The sequence below is a fragment of the Vibrio sp. YT-15 genome, from assembly GCF_033337445.1.
Lineage (GTDB): Bacteria > Pseudomonadota > Gammaproteobacteria > Enterobacterales > Vibrionaceae > Vibrio > Vibrio alginolyticus.
The window spans coordinates 15,724-31,087 of record NZ_JAWOQR010000019.1 but is presented as its reverse complement, the minus strand read 5'-3'; the positions used below and the strand labels follow the sequence as shown (position 1 = coordinate 31,087).

Below are 15,364 nucleotides of genomic sequence, written 5' to 3'. Positions count from 1 at the left end.
TTTATCTAAACGCAAGTACGATCAGCTATTCCACCTCGGCTTGCAGGAACTTACTCAGCAGGCTTTCCAACGCATTTCTTTCTTCAGAGTCGAGACAAGTTAAGTGCTGTTCCATGCTCGCGACATGCGCTTCAAGCACCTGATCTAAAAAGGCAACACCGTCTTCCGTCAATGTCACTCGATTACTTCTGCGGTCGCTTTCGCTCGCTACACGGTGCACCCAACCTTTTTGTACCAAGCCTTCTAATCGGGTACTTACCGCACCAGACGAAATCATCAACGTTTTGTACAGCGTTGTCGGCGTGACGGGTTCGATGCTACGTCTTAGCGTGGCCAGAATATCGAACTCAATTGCGCTGATCCCAGCATCACCGCACACTTGGCCATGGACCTGTTCCCAGAAGTTTGCCGCGCGACGAATTCGCCCAACCACGCCCATCGAAGAACAATCTAAGTCAGGTCGTGCTTGCTGCCACTGCTGAAGAATCTTATCTACACCGTCCATTACATCATCCTCACGATCATCACTAACTAAAATCTTTTCAAAAAGATACTTGACCAAAAGAAAAAACACCATTACTTTTAAAAAACAATCTTTCACAAAAGATACTTTTACAGGAGTCATTATGACCAGCGCAGAAAGGATTCAAGCAATACTGCTCACCGCGATTGCTCCCATCGTTTGGGGCAGCACCTACATCGTCACTACTGAGTTGCTACCCGCAGACAGTCCCCTGCTCGCTTCTGCGATACGCGCACTGCCGGCGGGATTGTTGCTCATCGCTTATACGCGTTGCTTTCCAAACCAGCAGTGGTGGGGAAAACTCGCTTGCCTTGGAGTGCTCAACATTGGACTGTTCTTTTACTGCCTGTTTTTTGCGGCGAGCTACCTACCTGGAGGAACCGCGGCACTGGTCATGTCGAGCCAGCCGATCATAGTGATGTTGCTCAGTGGGTTGGTATTAAAAAGTAAGATTGCTTTGAGCCACTGCATCGCAGCAATCTTCGGTGTGCTTGGAGTGGCGCTTATCGTCATCAACGAAACAGTGCAGATCAGCGCGCAAGGGATTGTCCTGGCGGTACTAGGCACATTAAGCATGGCAAGTGGTGTGGTGCTCACCAAATACTGGGGACGTCCGGAGAATATGTCGACATTGGCGTTCACTGGCTGGCAACTCCTCGTCGGAGGCATCCTTTTATTACCTGCAGCGCTATGGTTTGAAGGTCTACCAGAGACCATTTCACTGAAAAACTTGGCCGGATACAGCTACCTAACCATAGTGGGCGCAGTACTCGCTTACGCACTGTGGTTTAAAGGAATCGAGCGTCTTCCTGCAACAAACGTCGCGTTTCTAGGATTTCTGAGTAGCGTTTCGGCGAGCGTGTTGGGCTACGTATTTTTAGATGAAATACTCACACCACTGCAATTGTTAGGTGCAGGAGCAATACTGATTTCGATCTTTTTGGCCTCCCATAGTCCTAAAACTGCAAATGCATAACACCAATAAACAAGAGATTAAATTCAAAAGGAAATGATTATGAAACTAACGATTGTCTCTGGCAGCCAAAGGGCAAATTCACAGAGTCTCAACGTGGCTCGTTTTCTCAAACAGCACGGTTTGCAAGAGTTCGACCAAGTGGAGATCCTCGACCTGCATGAGCTGAACCTGCCATTTTGGAATGAAGGCGTTTGGCAAGGTAGCCAAGAGTGGGATGTTTGGACACCAATCGCGCAAAAACTGAGAGAGTCTGACGCGTTTGTCTTTATCACACCGGAATGGCACGGGATGGCAACCCCAGCGCTGAAAAACTTCCTATTACTGACGACCGCAAACGAACTGGCACATAAACCAGCACTATTGGTGAGTGTCAGCGTGAGCATCAACGGTGTTTACCCGATCAGCGAATTGCGCATGACCGGCAGCAAAAATAACCACGTGTGCTTTTTGTCTGACCACCTCATTGTGCGCAACAGCGATAAGCTCATCGATCAAGAAGCACAAAGCGATGACAATGACTTTGTCGCTCGCAGCCAATACACCTTGAAACTGCTCAGCTGTTACGCGAGCGCATTAGCACCAGTGCATCAGGACATGCTGCCGCTCGGTAAACCATTTACCTATGGGATGTAATCGTCATTCAAGCCGCTCAGTATTGGGCGGCTTTTAGTTTAACCTCTCGCCAAGCAACTATTAGCAACGCTAATAGTTTCAGTAGTAATCCGGTTTGTTTGAATTGTTTCAATAGTGTTAAATCACTCTCAATTAAAGGGGAGATGTATGAACATTATTGAAGTCTTAGAACCTTGGTTAGCCGACGCGATTAGTATCCGTCATGCCATTCATAAACAACCAGAATTAGGTTTTGAAGAAAATAACACCCAAGCTTTAGTGGTTGCCGAGCTCGAAAAGTACGGCGTCGATGAGATCTGTACTGATTTCGCCAAAACGGGCGTGGTGGGTGTGATTCACGGCTCGCTCGGGGACGGAAAAAACATCGGTCTGCGCGCCGACATGGACGCGCTCCCCATCCATGAAGCCAACACATTTGCCCACCGTTCGTGCCACGACGGTAAAATGCACGCTTGTGGCCATGACGGTCACACCACTATGTTGCTACTCGCGGCGCGTTACTTGGCCCAGTCGCGTAACTTTGCTGGCAAAGCGGTGCTGATATTCCAACCAGCAGAAGAAGGTCGCGGTGGCGCCGAGACCATGATCGCCGACGGCGTGTTAGAGCGCTTCCCGATCAACGAATGCTACGCACTGCACAATATGCCGGGCATCCCTGAAGGGCATTTCGCGTTTAAGACGGGCCCAATAATGGCGAGCTCTGACCGTCTGTTTGTCACTGTCGACGGAAAAAGTGGTCATGCTGGCTTGCCCCACACAACCCAAGACCCATTACTGGTCGCAACCCATATTTACCAAGGTATTCAAGGCATGGTCAGCCGCAGCTACGACCCGTTTGACCCACTGGTGGTCTCGGTCACACAGTTGCATTGTGGAGAAACCACCAACGCCATCGCCGACCAAGCTCATATGAGCGGTACGTTCCGTACTTTGTCGCAACAAACACGAGACAGCTTGGTTGAACGACTCGAGCAACTGGTGATTCACAGCGCCAAAGCGCACGGGATGCAAGCGGAATTTAAACTCGGACCCATTTCTCACCCACCAACGGTCAACACCGAAAACGAAACTCAACGGGCGATCAGCGCAGCGGCTCAAACCGTTGGTGCTGAGCACGTTAACCCAAGCTGCGAAGCGATGCTGACCAGCGAAGACTTCGCCTTTTTCCTCAACAAAGTACCAGGTTGCTACGGCTTTATCGGCAACGGCACTGAGGAGCAAGGATGCAGCGTTGGCCTGCACAACAAAGCCTACGACTTTAACGACCGGCTGCTGCCGATTGGCGCCGCTTACTTTATCAATTTGATTGAACAGCAATAACAACAAATGAGGGGAAGTGACTCCCCTCTTTACACAAAGGAGTGTTCTAACAATGTCGACTGCAATTACGCAAAAATCGAGTTCAGGCGCGTCAATGATCGACCGCATTGAGCAACTGGGCGATAAAGTCCCTCATCCCTTTTATCTGTTTATCTTCCTGTGCCTCGGCGTCATGCTGCTCTCTTGGCTATTCTCGTTTATTGGCGGCGGCGTGACCCATCCATCTACGGGTGAAGTAGTGCACGTTAAGAGCCTAATCAGTGGTGAAGGTCTGGTTTACATCCTGCAATCGACGGTGAATAACTTCGTCTCGTTTAAACCACTCGGATTGGTCTTATGTATGATGCTAGCGGTGGGGCTATTGCAAGAAGTAGGCTTGGCCGACAGCGCAATCAAGCAATCATTGCTCAACGCGCCGCGTCAGTTTGTCACCGCATCGATTTTTGTCACTGGTATCATCGGTAACCTTGCCTCAGACGCTGCGTTCATTTTGGTTCCCCCTCTCGCAGGTCTGATTTTTGCGGCAACCAACCGCAACCCAATCGTCGGCATCGCCACAGGTTTTGTCGCGGTCGCGGCTGGGTTTACCGCCAACCTATTTATTGCTGGCACCGATGTATTACTTTCCGGTATTTCAACCGAAGCGTCTGCCATCGTCGAGCATGTCGAAGTCAGCCCGGCAGCAAACTGGTACTTTATGTTGCTTTCCGTTCCGATTTTAGTCGTCACAGGGACGCTCATCACCGACAAATACATCGAGCCTAAATTCGCGCATAAAATGGCGACCAACCACGCCGATACTGAACAGTCCTTTGAAATTACCGCTCAGCAAAAGAGTGCGTTGAAATGGGCCGGGGCGGCGTCTTTGGTGTTTATCGCTTTGCTTTTGGCCGTCCTGCTGCCAGCCGATTCACCGCTGCGTAATGCAGACGGCGGTTTGGTGCCATCTCCTTTCCTAAAAGGGATTATCCCGATCATTATGGCGTTCTTCTTTATGAATGCGGTGGTTTACGGCGTCAAAGCAGGCACGATCAAACAAGCCAGTGATATTCCTGATTTGATGTCCAAAGCGCTCAAGGGCGTTGGCGGCTACATTGTTTTGGTATTTGTGATTGCCCAGTTCATTGCTTGGTTTAAGTGGTCTAACTTAGCCATCTTTATTGCGGTCAATGGTGCGGAGTGGATTTCGTCTGTCGAAATGCCAAAGCTGGCGATGATGGCGCTGTTTATGATTCTTGCTGGCCTGATGAACATGATTGTGTTTAGTGGCTCGGCGCAATGGGCGATCATGGCACCGGTATTTATCCCACTGTTTATGTTGCTTGGCGTAGACCCGCAAGTTACGCAAATGGGCTACCGTATTGCCGACTCCACCACCAACATCATTTCACCGACCAACCCATATATTCCGATGGTACTGGCGCTGATCGCCAAATATAACCCGCAAGTGAAATTTGGTACTTTCCTCGCGATGATGGTGCCATACGCTCTGGTGCTATTTAGTGTTTGGGGCGGGCTATTCCTGATTTACATGCTGACAGGTTTACCCGTCGGACCAATGTAACGTCTCTTAACGACTGGGGATGAACTCAGCAAAGCCCCAGTCGCTGACATGCTTTTTCAAAATCAAACTGAACTCATCGACTAACTCTCGATGAGTTTCTTTACGTGTAATGAGCCCTACCGAGCGGTACTGAACCGGCTGAATAATCGGGATAAAGCGAACTTCCGCGTTGTTGTTCAACTCGCCGATGGTGGACGACAGAATCGTCGAACCTAGTCCGCTGGAAATCATCCCTAATAACGTTGAGGTATGCGAGGCGCTCAACTCCGGATCATAGGTTAAACCAATGCGTTGAAACGCTTCGTCGGCAAGGGTGCGTAAACTGTTCCCGGGGCTGACACCAATTGACGCGTATTGATGCGCTTGTTCCCAGCTGACTTGCTTATGCTCGGCGAGCGGATGATCTTGTCGGCAAACAAAGCACAGGTAATCGCGAAACAGCAAATCAAAGTTCAATTCTGGATGATTCGGATTGGTGTTGATGCCGATGTCTGCCTGCCCTTGCAGTACTGAGTGGGTAATGTCATCAACCCGTTCTTCAATTAAGCGAAAAGTAAAATCTGGATGGCGCTTTTTCAGGTCATTGAGGGTTTTCGGCGCTAAGGATGCACACAGTGTGTAGAGCGACGATACCACCAGCGATTTGTTGTAGCCGTGCTGACGGTCTTTGTTCTGCTGCACCAGTTTATCCAAGCGATTGACGATAAATCGCGCTTCCTGATACAACTGCTCGCCCGCTTCAGTGAGGATGATTTTTCTGCCTTGGCGTTGATAGAGTTCGCTGGCAAGTTGCTGGGGCAGCTTTTTCATCATCTGGCTCAACGCAGACTGGGTGATGTGCACCTTTTCAGCGGCGTAAGTAAAATTTTGTTCCTCGGCTAAGGCGATAAAAGCTTTGAGCTGACGATAGCTGATGTCCATTTAGTAGTCTCACCCTTTGCTCTGCTGAAAAAGTATACCCAAACTTGGTAACTAATACGTCAATATGATTATCCATTTCTATATTTTTTCTGAACATAAAGGCCAGCATAGGCTGGCCTTTGGTCTTTACAGTTATTTAGGAACTGTTTGTCAGGAAGTAAATTCGCTTAGCGGCGACGGCGGAATAAGCCGAGACCTAGCAGCGCAAATAGAGCACCAAAACCAAACGAACCACCATCTGAATCCTTCGACCCTTCTGTTCCAGCTTCAGTTTGCGTCATTGAAACATCACGAACAGAGCTAAACTTCACGATATTACCTGTCGAGTCAGTCACTTTCTCTTCTAACTGATAATTACCTTGCTCTGGCGTTTGTTCAAACTCAATATTCACGCTACGCGCATCAATATCAGCTTGAACTAAAGTTTGGCTAGCCGAGTAAGCTTTCGTATCGCTGCTTGCCGCAGCCGCTTGTGTGGATGGCGTTAAGTTCACCGTAACAATATCGCCCACAACCGCCGTTGGTGGTAAACGGACATCGACGGCTAAGTTGTCACCTGCTTTAGGTAAATCGATGTCATCATCTGGTAAATCAATCGCGATGATCACTGGATCGTGGTCAGAGGCAGAGAACGCATCTTTGTACTTCGGCATATCACCTGTGTACTTGCTGCTGTATTCGAACAAGTTACTCTCTAGTGAGTTGATGTGCCAATCTTCAATTGCTACCACTTTTTGCGCTAGGCTGCTGCTTGCCAATGCGTGGTCCAAATTACCCAGCTCGCCCGAATAGGTGTAAGAAAACGTATCAGTGCCGTGCAGCAACGTGTTTAAGTTGTGCAGACCGTAACCTTTTTCAATTTTGGTCTTCTCTACTTGAAGTTCACCATCACCAATGGTTGTGTAAGCAGCAGTATAAATGTCACGGCCGTATTTCTCTTTCGAGTAATCAGTCAGTGTCAGAAGTGGGTCTTCCATGCCATAAGCATTGAGGTCGCCCATGAGCAATACATCGCCTTTCACCTCTTTCAACGCTTCACCCACTGCGTGCGCAGCAGAAACGCGGAAGTTGTTACAGTTGCCTTGCAGATCCGCTGGCTCAGAATCTTCTACACCAGCAATCCACTCTTCAATACACTCAGAGCCTTTCGACTTAAAGTGGTTTACGACAATAGACAAATCTTCACCCGTCTCTTTCACCGTAAAGGTCTGAAGTAGACTGTGGCGTTGGTACTTATCGTAAGCAGGGTTACTTTCTGTGCCCTCTTTACGAGTAATTGTGTTTTCTGCAATGTGCTGCTCTGGCGTGATGATCACTTTTGCAGCGTCTTTTGGCGTTACTGCGTTAGCACGATATAAAATCGCCACCATGATCGCATCACTGCCAAAGTATTCGTCTTGGTATTTGTCTTGCTCTTCGATTTCGACATACGTGTAATGATCTTCAGCGTCATCAATCTCAGCATTTAGGGCATCAACTAAGTTTTGGATAGCACTGCCATCACCAAAGCCGTTGTTTTCCACTTCCATCAAACCAATGATGTCAGCGTCCATCTTGTTCATCGCCGCAACGATTTTCGCTTGTTGGATCAGGAACTCATCTAGGTTAGTCGCACCACGGTTTTGTCCGGTTGGGTTTTCATGGCCACTGTCAGCCACGGAGTTGAAGTAGTTCAGTACGTTGAAGCTTGCAATACGCAAATCTGAGTCCGCAATCGCTGGGGCATCTTTACGAGCCACATCGAAGCCTTCACCTGAAGTCACAAAGTTGGTGTTATCGACTTCATTGGTCGCAATCAGGCGGTATTCGTTGTAGCTGTAAGCCACGACACCCTGAAGACCTTCTACTCGAGAACCAAGGCGAATGTGCTGCTCTGAAGAGCCATCTTGGTCTGCATCTTTAGCAAAATCTGGGTAGTATGGGATTTGGCCGTTTGGTGCTTTGCCATCTGATTCTAGGTATACGCGGTTTGCTGCGTTGTCTTTTGCTAGCTCAACGGCTGCATCGCTCTCTGCCGCGTGTAATTGAGTCGGCTTTAACAATGGCGCTTCATGAGAGAGCATCATATTGTTACGACGTGAATCGTAGTCGTAAGAGAAGTTGCGAGTTACAAACAAGTCACTTGCCGAGGTCAACTCAACTTGCATCCCTTCATGACGCTCTAGCGCATCACGTAGTGTCTCACCTTCTTTGATAACAAGATCGGTAACTCGAGAGGTTTCAGAGGTGCCTGTTTTCACATAGCTGTTAGCATCAGAAGCAAGCTGAGTATTGCTGTAATACTCTTGAACTTTACCTTTCACACAAACAACGTCACCAGCTTTCAGCGCCGTGTCTGCCGCGTCAGTATGAATGAACAAGCCTTCTGAGGTCTTGTCGTTGTTGTCGCTTTCTAATGCTTGTAGGTAGAAACCTTTGGTTAGGCCAGTGGTAACAGCAGTCACGACACCCGTTACGAAATGATCTTCGTCAGTAATGTATGGGTAACCATCAATGAATGGAGACGTATCGCCTTCACCTTGAATATCTTGGATGGTAGTGAAGTTAGGTTGCTGACCGTCGACTTCACAAGCGAATGGTGCTGGTGGCTCAGTCGCATTTAGCTCACCAAGGCCGTCAATGTTGTCTTTCTCAAATGCCGTCCACTGAGATGCATCATAAGTAGCAGAAGGGGTTAGTGCATCACTGTTACGAACTAATGTGGTGTCTTTACCAAAATCTACGTCACCCATCATACCGATGATGTCGTGCACTTCACCATCTTTAAGCAGTGCGATCGGGTCGTCACCGTTAAAGTTCGCAACGCTTTTATCTGTGATATCGGCGACAGCTTTGATGGCATCGCTCGCGTCACCATGCGCCAGTACATACACTTGGTTAGCTTGTATCGTCACTTGGCTAAGGTCGAATGTGCTGCCCCAAGTACCACCACCGTTTGATGATTTCGCCAACTCGTAGCCAGTGAGTGTCACCGCAGTATCACCCGTATTAGCGATCTCTACCGCTTTATTATAAGCGCCGCCTTCTACGTATTGGGAAATAATAATCTCTGCGTTCGCGTTTGCACTAAGTGCACTGGCGATGGTTAATGCGAGTATTGAGGGTTTGATTAACGTGTCCATTGTCATACCTGATATTTATGTAAATGCAAACTTAGCTCTGGTTAGAGCCTGCCATTTGCGTCTACTATCAGGTTTATTTATGAAATAAATAAGAATAAGTAATTAAAGCCGTGAAATGAATCACATGTGAATATAAGAAAATATGCCAGAGCATCCCATTCAAACATTTTTTGTAATAAATACAGAGCGCTATTGATAAACAAGTCAGAATTTAGATTGATTACTCAGTTTACTTTTTCACTTCATGTTAAGGAGTAGAAAATACATCACTTGTTGAGTTGCTTATTAACCCAACCGTTCCGTTACAAATAAAAAATATAATTAGTCACTAATTTAGAATGCTTTAATTTTCACTTGTATCACTGTTCAAGCCCAAGAATCTATTACTCGCTTCGTTCTCTCTTATACAGGCCCCTCATACTTCAAAGTTTTCATGATTTATTCAATAACTTTTCATTACTCACTAGCCAAAAACATACACAAAAGATATAACACCTGCGCGAGACAATAAGATCTCATTAGCTGTAAACCCAGGAACGACAAATGAAAAAAATTCAACGCAGTGTGCTAGCTCTCTCCCTACTTGGCTTGATAGCGGGGTGTCAGTTGACCGCCAGTGAGCCACTTCAACCTACGGCGAATCAAGACATCATCGAATCAGCCAAAAATGAACTGGATGGTATTGAAGAGCTAGAAGTCAGTGACGAGGGTGTTATTACCTTTACTCAGCGTCTAAGAACGCCAGGAACCTACTGGATTCCAGCGAGAATTAAAGAACTCAGCTACGATATATCATGCGTACAGCTTAGTTACTTCATTGATAGAGGCATGGTTGTGAAGTCTGCCTTTCTAGGGGCTCGAGGACGTGTTGAATATTACGACATGGAACGCTGTATGAAAGACACACCATTTCAGTAATACAGGCATAAAAAAAGCTCCACCAAAGTGGAGCTTTTTCGTATTCGTTCTTAGCAACTATGGGCGAGCTACAAAACCTACTGCTTCGTATGCTTTCTTAAGCGTTTCAGCCGCTCGTGCCGAGGCTTTCTCAGCGCCTTGCTGCATTACCTCGTCCATGTAAGCACGATCAGCGCGAATACGGTGATATTCTGCTTGAATTGGCTCAAGCATTGCTACAACTGCCTCACCAACATCTTTCTTAAATGGGCCATACATTTCTACGCCTTGGTACTTCGCTTCAATCTCTTCGAAGCTCATGCCTGTCGCCGCGGAGTACAGACCCATTAGGTTAGCAATGCCCGCCTTGTTCTCGATATCATGACGGATACTTGGTGGCGTTTCGGTATCGGTTTGCGCTTTGTTGATCTTCTTAAGGATCGACTTAGGCTCTTCCAGCAGCGTGATAACGTTCTTACGGTTGTCATCAGATTTAGACATCTTCTTCGTTGCATCTTGAAGGCTCATTACACGCGCATTTACTGTCGGAATGTAAGGCTCTGGAACTTGGAAGATTGGCTGCTCTGGCGAGTAAATATTGTTGAAACGCGTTGCGATATCGCGCGCTAATTCTAGATGTTGCTTCTGGTCACTGCCTACAGGTACTTGGTGTGCACCGTAAAGCAAAATGTCAGCCGCCATCAACACCGGGTAGTCAAATAGACCGACGTTTACGTCATTCGCGTAACGTGCCGATTTGTCTTTAAACTGAGTCATACGGCTCAGCTCACCCATTTGAGTGTAGCAGTTAAGAAGCCAACCTAATTGAGCATGCTCTGGTACATGTGACTGAACAAATAGCGTGCTCTTCTTCGGGTCAACACCAACTGCCAGACAAATTGCCAGTGCGTCTAGAGTTGCTTCATGCAGCGCTTTAGGGTCCTGACGAACCGTAATCGCGTGAAGATCTACCACACAATATTGGCAATCATAATCGTCTTGCATCTGCTGCCATTGACGTAGAGCACCCAAGTAGTTACCGATACTTAGTTCACCTGAAGGTTGAACACCACTCAATACAATGGGTTTGCTCATTAGAATGATTCCTTTGACTTCTTAATCTAATTAAATGAAAAAAACCGTGCAGTAATAGGTGCACGGTTTACTCAGTGTACTCATTAACGAGTATTTTGGAAGCTCTTTTGTAGCCGTTATGCAGAAACCGCTACAACGTCCAATAATTCTGCCAAACTGTCAGCGACGAAATCTGGATTTGATGCTGAAATAGGTTCACCGTGGTTGTAACCATATGTCAGACCAAATGAGGCACAGCCTGCATTCTTTGCTGCGAGAATATCGTTTTTCGAGTCGCCAACCATCAGCATTTCACTTGGTTGGATTTGGTGCTTTTCCATTAGCCAGTTCAATGCTACTGGGTTTGGTTTTTTCTCTGGGAATGCATCACCGCCAAGGACATCAACGAAGTATTTTGCGATGTCGTGCTTTTCCAAAACGTCAGGCACAAACTTTGAAGGTTTGTTGGTCACCAACGCCATAACAAAGCCCGCTTTGTGCAGCTCTGCTAGTGTCTCTTTTACCGTTGGGTAAAGATGACTTAGCTTGTGACCGCTTTGCTCGTAGTAATCATCAAACAATACACGCGCTTTAGCACGAAGCTCTTCACTCAGCTCCGGGTTGATGGTCAGGCTTTGGCTTAATGAGCGACCAATAAGCACGTCTGCGCCGTTACCCACGTAATCACGAACTTGTTCTTCTGAAACCGATGGAAAGCCAAGCGCCTGTACTGCTTGGTCTGCCGCGACAGCTAGATCTGGCACGCTATCAAGCAAAGTGCCATCTAGATCGAAGGCGATGAATTTAATGTCTTGTTGAGTCATAACTTCCCTGAGGATTTTTATTTATAAATCGGTGAAAACGACAAAGGATGGCACCCCATCCTTTGTTTTTATCATTATGTCTGATTCGACAGTAACTGTTTGTTTCGTCGTTACTTTGCAGCAATACGCTGACGAACTGCCTCAAACAAACAGATGCCGGATGCCACAGATACGTTCAAGCTTGAAACGCTACCAGCCATTGGGATCTTAATCAAATCGTCGCAGGTTTCACGAGTCAGACGACGCATACCGTCACCTTCTGCCCCCATTACGATAGCAAGGGGTCCAGTCAGTTTTGCTTGGTAGATGTCGTGCGTTGCTTCGCCCGCCGTACCAACAAACCAGATACCTTGCTCTTGCAGTGTACGCATAGTACGAGCCAAGTTAGTCACTCGGATCAATGGCACGACTTCAGCTGCACCACAAGCCACTTTGCTTACGGTTGCGTTCATCGGTGCAGAACGATCTTTCGGTACGATGATCGCCGCAGCACCTGCCGCATCTGCGTTACGTAAACACGCACCAAGATTGTGTGGATCGGTCACGCCGTCTAACACTAATAGCAGTGGTGATTCGTGCTGCGCCAGGATGTCATCTATATCGTTCTCATTCAGCTGCTTCGCTGGTTTCACACGAGCGATGATGCCTTGGTGATTTGCACCGCGCGCTTTGTCATCCAAGGTTTTACGTGTCATCTGCTGAATAGAAACACCACAAACCTGAAGATCATTTAGGATTGGCATTAGGCGATCATCTTGACGACCTTTTAAAACGTACGCCTCGATAAAACGCTCTGGTTCGCGCTCCAATACCGCCTTCACTGCGTGAATGCCGTAGATAAATTCGTTACTCATTGTTTAACCTGTTGTTCTGGTCGTATTGCCTGCGCCAACCAAGTTTGAACTAAGTTGGCGCTTCAACCTACTACTGCGCTTCTTTTTTAGTGCGCTTGGTTTTCTTCGGCTTACTGTGCGGCTTCTTTTTACGTGCTTTTTTCACTTTAGGCTTCTCGTTGCCTTCGGCGTCACCACGTTTTGGGCCATTACGCTTACTCGTTGCGCCCGTTTCTTCTGGGCGTTTAGTTGGCTCTATCGCAGGAACTGCACGAGCCGCGCCACCTTCCTTCGATGAAGAGCGAGTCGCAGCGCGTTTTTTATCTTTCGCTTTGCGTTTTGCTTCCGCTGCGCGTTTCTTCGCAGTCTTACCTTCGCCGCGTAGCTTACGACTTGTTTCGACCAATTCAAAGTCAATTTGCTTATCATCGAGGTTAACAGCCAGTACTTTTACTTTTACTGCATCACCTAAGCGGTAGATGTTACCGAAACTTTCACCAATAAGTCGTTGACCAATCGGGTCAAATTGATAGTAGTCGTTCGCAAGGGTAGAAATATGTACCAAACCATCGATGTGCAAATCCGTTAAACGTACAAAGAAGCCAAAGCTAGTGACATTAGCAATAACACCGTCTAGTTCGTCACCGACGTGGTCTTGCATATATTCACACTTCAGCCAATCCGCAACATCACGTGTTGCATCATCAGCACGGCGCTCTGTCATCGAACATTGTTCGCCGTAAAAATCCATGTCGTCAAACGAGTAATGATAGCCACCTGTTGGTGTCCAGCGATCTTGATTACGACCTTCTTCTTTAGCAATCAGATACTTGATTGCACGGTGAAGTAACAAGTCAGGGTAACGACGAATTGGCGACGTAAAGTGCGCATAGCGTTTCAATGCCAACCCAAAGTGCCCCGCGTTATCTGCGTTGTATACCGCTTGCTTCATTGAGCGTAGCAGCATGGTCTGAATCAACTCTTGATCTTGACGCCCGGAGATTTGACGTGCGAGATCAGCATAGTCCGTTGGTGAAGGCTCTAAACCACCTTTTAGCTCAAGACCAAGTTCACTTAAGAAGTCACGGAAACCTTGCAGGCGTAATTCACCTGGAGATTCGTGGATACGATAAAGCGCGGGCTCTTTCGCTTTTTCTACCAGCGATGCCGAAGCAATGTTGGCTAAAATCATACATTCTTCGATGATCTTATGCGCGTCATTACGAATTACTGGCTCAATGCTTTCGATTTTACGTTCCGCATTGAAAATAAATTTGGTTTCAACGGTTTCAAATTCGATTGCACCGCGTTGATCGCGTGCTTCTTTCAGCACTTTGTACATCTTGTGCAACTCTTCTAGATGAGAAACAAGTGGCTGGTAGCGCTCACGTAGTTCTTCATCCCCTTCTAGAATCGCGCTCACTTTGCTATATGTGAGACGAGCGTGCGAGTTCATCACCGCCTCGTAATGCTTGTAACCAGACAGCTTACCTGTATCGGAAATGGTCATTTCGCACACCATACACAAGCGATCTACTTGCGGGTTGAGCGAACATAGGCCGTTCGATAGTACTTCTGGCAACATCGGCACAACTTGCGACGGGAAGTATACTGAGTTACCACGATTGATCGCTTCTTTGTCCAACGCAGAGTCAGGACGAACGTAGTAACTGACGTCAGCAATCGCTACCCATAAACGCCAACCACCTTCTTTGTTCTTTTCACAGTAAACCGCATCATCAAAGTCTCGTGCGTCTTCGCCGTCAATGGTCACTAGTGGCAAATCACGTAGATCCACACGACCAACTTTCGCTTCTTCTGGTACTTCTTCGCCTAAGTTTTCGATTTGTTTATCGACGGCTTCTGGCCATTCGTGAGGGATTTGGTGTGTACGAATCGCAATTTGTGTTTCCATACCTGGTGCCATATTTTCACCAAGGACTTCAACCACTTTACCCATCATGCCGCGTGAGCGTGAGCCACGATCAGTAATTTCAATTACGACTACGTTACCCATGCGTGCACCCGCTTTGTGCTCATTTGGGATCAGGATATCTTGGCTGATACGCGAGTCATCTGGGACAACGTAGGAGTATCCATATTCAAGGAAGAAACGACCGACGATTTGATCATTACGCTCCTCTAGCACACGCACCAAACGTCCTTCACGGCGGCCGCGCTTGCTGTTGTCTGTAGGTTGCACTAAGACAAAATCACCGTGGATGATGTTCTTCATCTGATGGTGCGGTAACAGAATATCATCATCCTTGCCGACGCTGCCTTCTGGACGTACCCAACCATGGCCATCACGATGACCAATCACGTAACCTTTCACCATTTCAAGTTTTTCAGGCAATGCATAGCACTGACGGCGGGTAAACACCAGTTGGCCATCTCGCTCCATCGCACGTAGCCGACGACGCAACCCTTCGTATTGCTCTTCGCCCTCAAGCTTTAGTGCCTCAAACAAGTCGTTACGATTCATTGGAACGCCCGCTTGCTCTAGAAACTCGATGATAAACTCTCGGCTTGGAATTGGATTTTCGTAATTTTTGGATTCACGATCTGCAAAAGGATCGTTTGGAATATTGTCTGACATAGGCACGCCTATCTAGCAAGGAAGGTATATGGCTAGTATATCTGAGTCTCTCGATAAGCTACAGAATTGCTTTGAAAA

Annotated in this window: 12 protein-coding genes; 5 read left to right on the top strand and 7 right to left on the bottom strand. The window is 47.4% G+C overall.

Annotated elements, in window-relative coordinates; all coding sequences use genetic code 11:
- Positions 1–25: 25 nt before the first annotated feature.
- Positions 26–505: a MarR family winged helix-turn-helix transcriptional regulator gene (locus R7D93_RS22665; protein ID WP_213868922.1), complete on the bottom strand. Its 480-nt coding sequence runs from the start codon at positions 503–505 to the stop codon at positions 26–28.
- Positions 506–626: 121 nt separating this feature from the next.
- Here R7D93_RS22665 and R7D93_RS22660 point away from each other — a divergent pair, with 121 nt between their 5' ends.
- From R7D93_RS22660 to R7D93_RS22645, 4 genes are all read left to right on the top strand, one after another.
- Entirely contained in the window at positions 627–1,499 is an 873-nt protein-coding gene (locus tag R7D93_RS22660; protein WP_213868921.1) for an EamA family transporter, read from the top strand.
- Positions 1,500–1,538: 39 nt separating this feature from the next.
- Positions 1,539–2,132, top strand: coding sequence for an NAD(P)H-dependent oxidoreductase (locus R7D93_RS22655; protein WP_213868920.1), 594 nt, complete (start codon positions 1,539–1,541; stop codon positions 2,130–2,132).
- 147 nt (positions 2,133–2,279) lie between these two features.
- The gene (locus R7D93_RS22650) at positions 2,280–3,452 is read left to right on the top strand and encodes a M20 aminoacylase family protein (RefSeq protein WP_213868926.1); all 1,173 of its coding nucleotides are present in this window, start codon (positions 2,280–2,282) and stop codon (positions 3,450–3,452) included.
- Positions 3,453–3,504: 52 nt separating this feature from the next.
- A complete protein-coding gene (locus tag R7D93_RS22645; RefSeq protein WP_213868919.1) occupies positions 3,505–5,016 on the top strand; it encodes an AbgT family transporter in 1,512 nt (503 codons plus the stop codon).
- Positions 5,017–5,022: 6 nt separating this feature from the next.
- Here the strand turns inward: R7D93_RS22645 and R7D93_RS22640 are convergent, their stop codons facing one another.
- Together R7D93_RS22640 and R7D93_RS22635 are read right to left on the bottom strand one after the other, a co-directional pair.
- Entirely contained in the window at positions 5,023–5,937 is a 915-nt protein-coding gene (locus R7D93_RS22640) for a LysR family transcriptional regulator (protein ID WP_213868918.1), read from the bottom strand.
- A gap of 167 nt (positions 5,938–6,104) precedes the next feature.
- Entirely contained in the window at positions 6,105–9,059 is a 2,955-nt protein-coding gene (locus R7D93_RS22635; protein WP_213868916.1) for an ExeM/NucH family extracellular endonuclease, read from the bottom strand.
- Between the two features lie 543 nt (positions 9,060–9,602).
- Between R7D93_RS22635 and R7D93_RS22630 the strand changes: the two genes are divergently transcribed.
- On the top strand, positions 9,603–9,977 hold the full coding sequence (locus R7D93_RS22630) for a hypothetical protein (protein ID WP_005381401.1): 375 nt from the start codon (positions 9,603–9,605) through the stop codon (positions 9,975–9,977).
- Between the two features lie 57 nt (positions 9,978–10,034).
- On the opposite strand, the gene trpS is transcribed toward R7D93_RS22630, so the two are convergent.
- The 4 genes from trpS to rnr form a co-directional block, all read right to left on the bottom strand.
- A complete protein-coding gene (trpS, locus tag R7D93_RS22625) occupies positions 10,035–11,051 on the bottom strand; it encodes a tryptophan--tRNA ligase (protein ID WP_005381398.1) in 1,017 nt (338 codons plus the stop codon).
- Positions 11,052–11,167: 116 nt separating this feature from the next.
- Positions 11,168–11,854 (bottom strand): phosphoglycolate phosphatase, encoded by a 687-nt coding sequence (locus R7D93_RS22620; RefSeq protein WP_005382834.1) that lies wholly within the window; start codon positions 11,852–11,854, stop codon positions 11,168–11,170.
- Between the two features lie 110 nt (positions 11,855–11,964).
- Positions 11,965–12,708: a 23S rRNA (guanosine(2251)-2'-O)-methyltransferase RlmB gene (gene rlmB / locus R7D93_RS22615; protein ID WP_017633733.1), complete on the bottom strand. Its 744-nt coding sequence runs from the start codon at positions 12,706–12,708 to the stop codon at positions 11,965–11,967.
- Positions 12,709–12,778: 70 nt separating this feature from the next.
- A complete protein-coding gene (gene rnr / locus R7D93_RS22610) occupies positions 12,779–15,286 on the bottom strand; it encodes a ribonuclease R (protein ID WP_017821742.1) in 2,508 nt (835 codons plus the stop codon).
- Between the last annotated feature and the right edge of the window lie 78 nt (positions 15,287–15,364).

Excerpts from the sequence above, each read along its gene's own strand:
- R7D93_RS22665 (WP_213868922.1), bottom strand. The coding sequence starts at position 505 with ATGGACGGTGTAGATAAGATTCTTCAGCAGTGGCAGCAAGCACGACCT.
- R7D93_RS22660 (WP_213868921.1), top strand. The coding sequence starts at position 627 with ATGACCAGCGCAGAAAGGATTCAAGCAATACTGCTCACCGCGATTGCT.
- R7D93_RS22655 (WP_213868920.1), top strand. The coding sequence starts at position 1,539 with ATGAAACTAACGATTGTCTCTGGCAGCCAAAGGGCAAATTCACAGAGT.
- R7D93_RS22650 (WP_213868926.1), top strand. The coding sequence starts at position 2,280 with ATGAACATTATTGAAGTCTTAGAACCTTGGTTAGCCGACGCGATTAGT.
- R7D93_RS22645 (WP_213868919.1), top strand. The coding sequence starts at position 3,505 with ATGTCGACTGCAATTACGCAAAAATCGAGTTCAGGCGCGTCAATGATC.
- R7D93_RS22640 (WP_213868918.1), bottom strand. The coding sequence starts at position 5,937 with ATGGACATCAGCTATCGTCAGCTCAAAGCTTTTATCGCCTTAGCCGAG.
- R7D93_RS22635 (WP_213868916.1), bottom strand. The coding sequence starts at position 9,059 with ATGGACACGTTAATCAAACCCTCAATACTCGCATTAACCATCGCCAGT.
- R7D93_RS22630 (WP_005381401.1), top strand. The coding sequence starts at position 9,603 with ATGAAAAAAATTCAACGCAGTGTGCTAGCTCTCTCCCTACTTGGCTTG.
- trpS (WP_005381398.1), bottom strand. The coding sequence starts at position 11,051 with ATGAGCAAACCCATTGTATTGAGTGGTGTTCAACCTTCAGGTGAACTA.
- R7D93_RS22620 (WP_005382834.1), bottom strand. The coding sequence starts at position 11,854 with ATGACTCAACAAGACATTAAATTCATCGCCTTCGATCTAGATGGCACT.
- rlmB (WP_017633733.1), bottom strand. The coding sequence starts at position 12,708 with ATGAGTAACGAATTTATCTACGGCATTCACGCAGTGAAGGCGGTATTG.
- rnr (WP_017821742.1), bottom strand. The coding sequence starts at position 15,286 with ATGTCAGACAATATTCCAAACGATCCTTTTGCAGATCGTGAATCCAAA.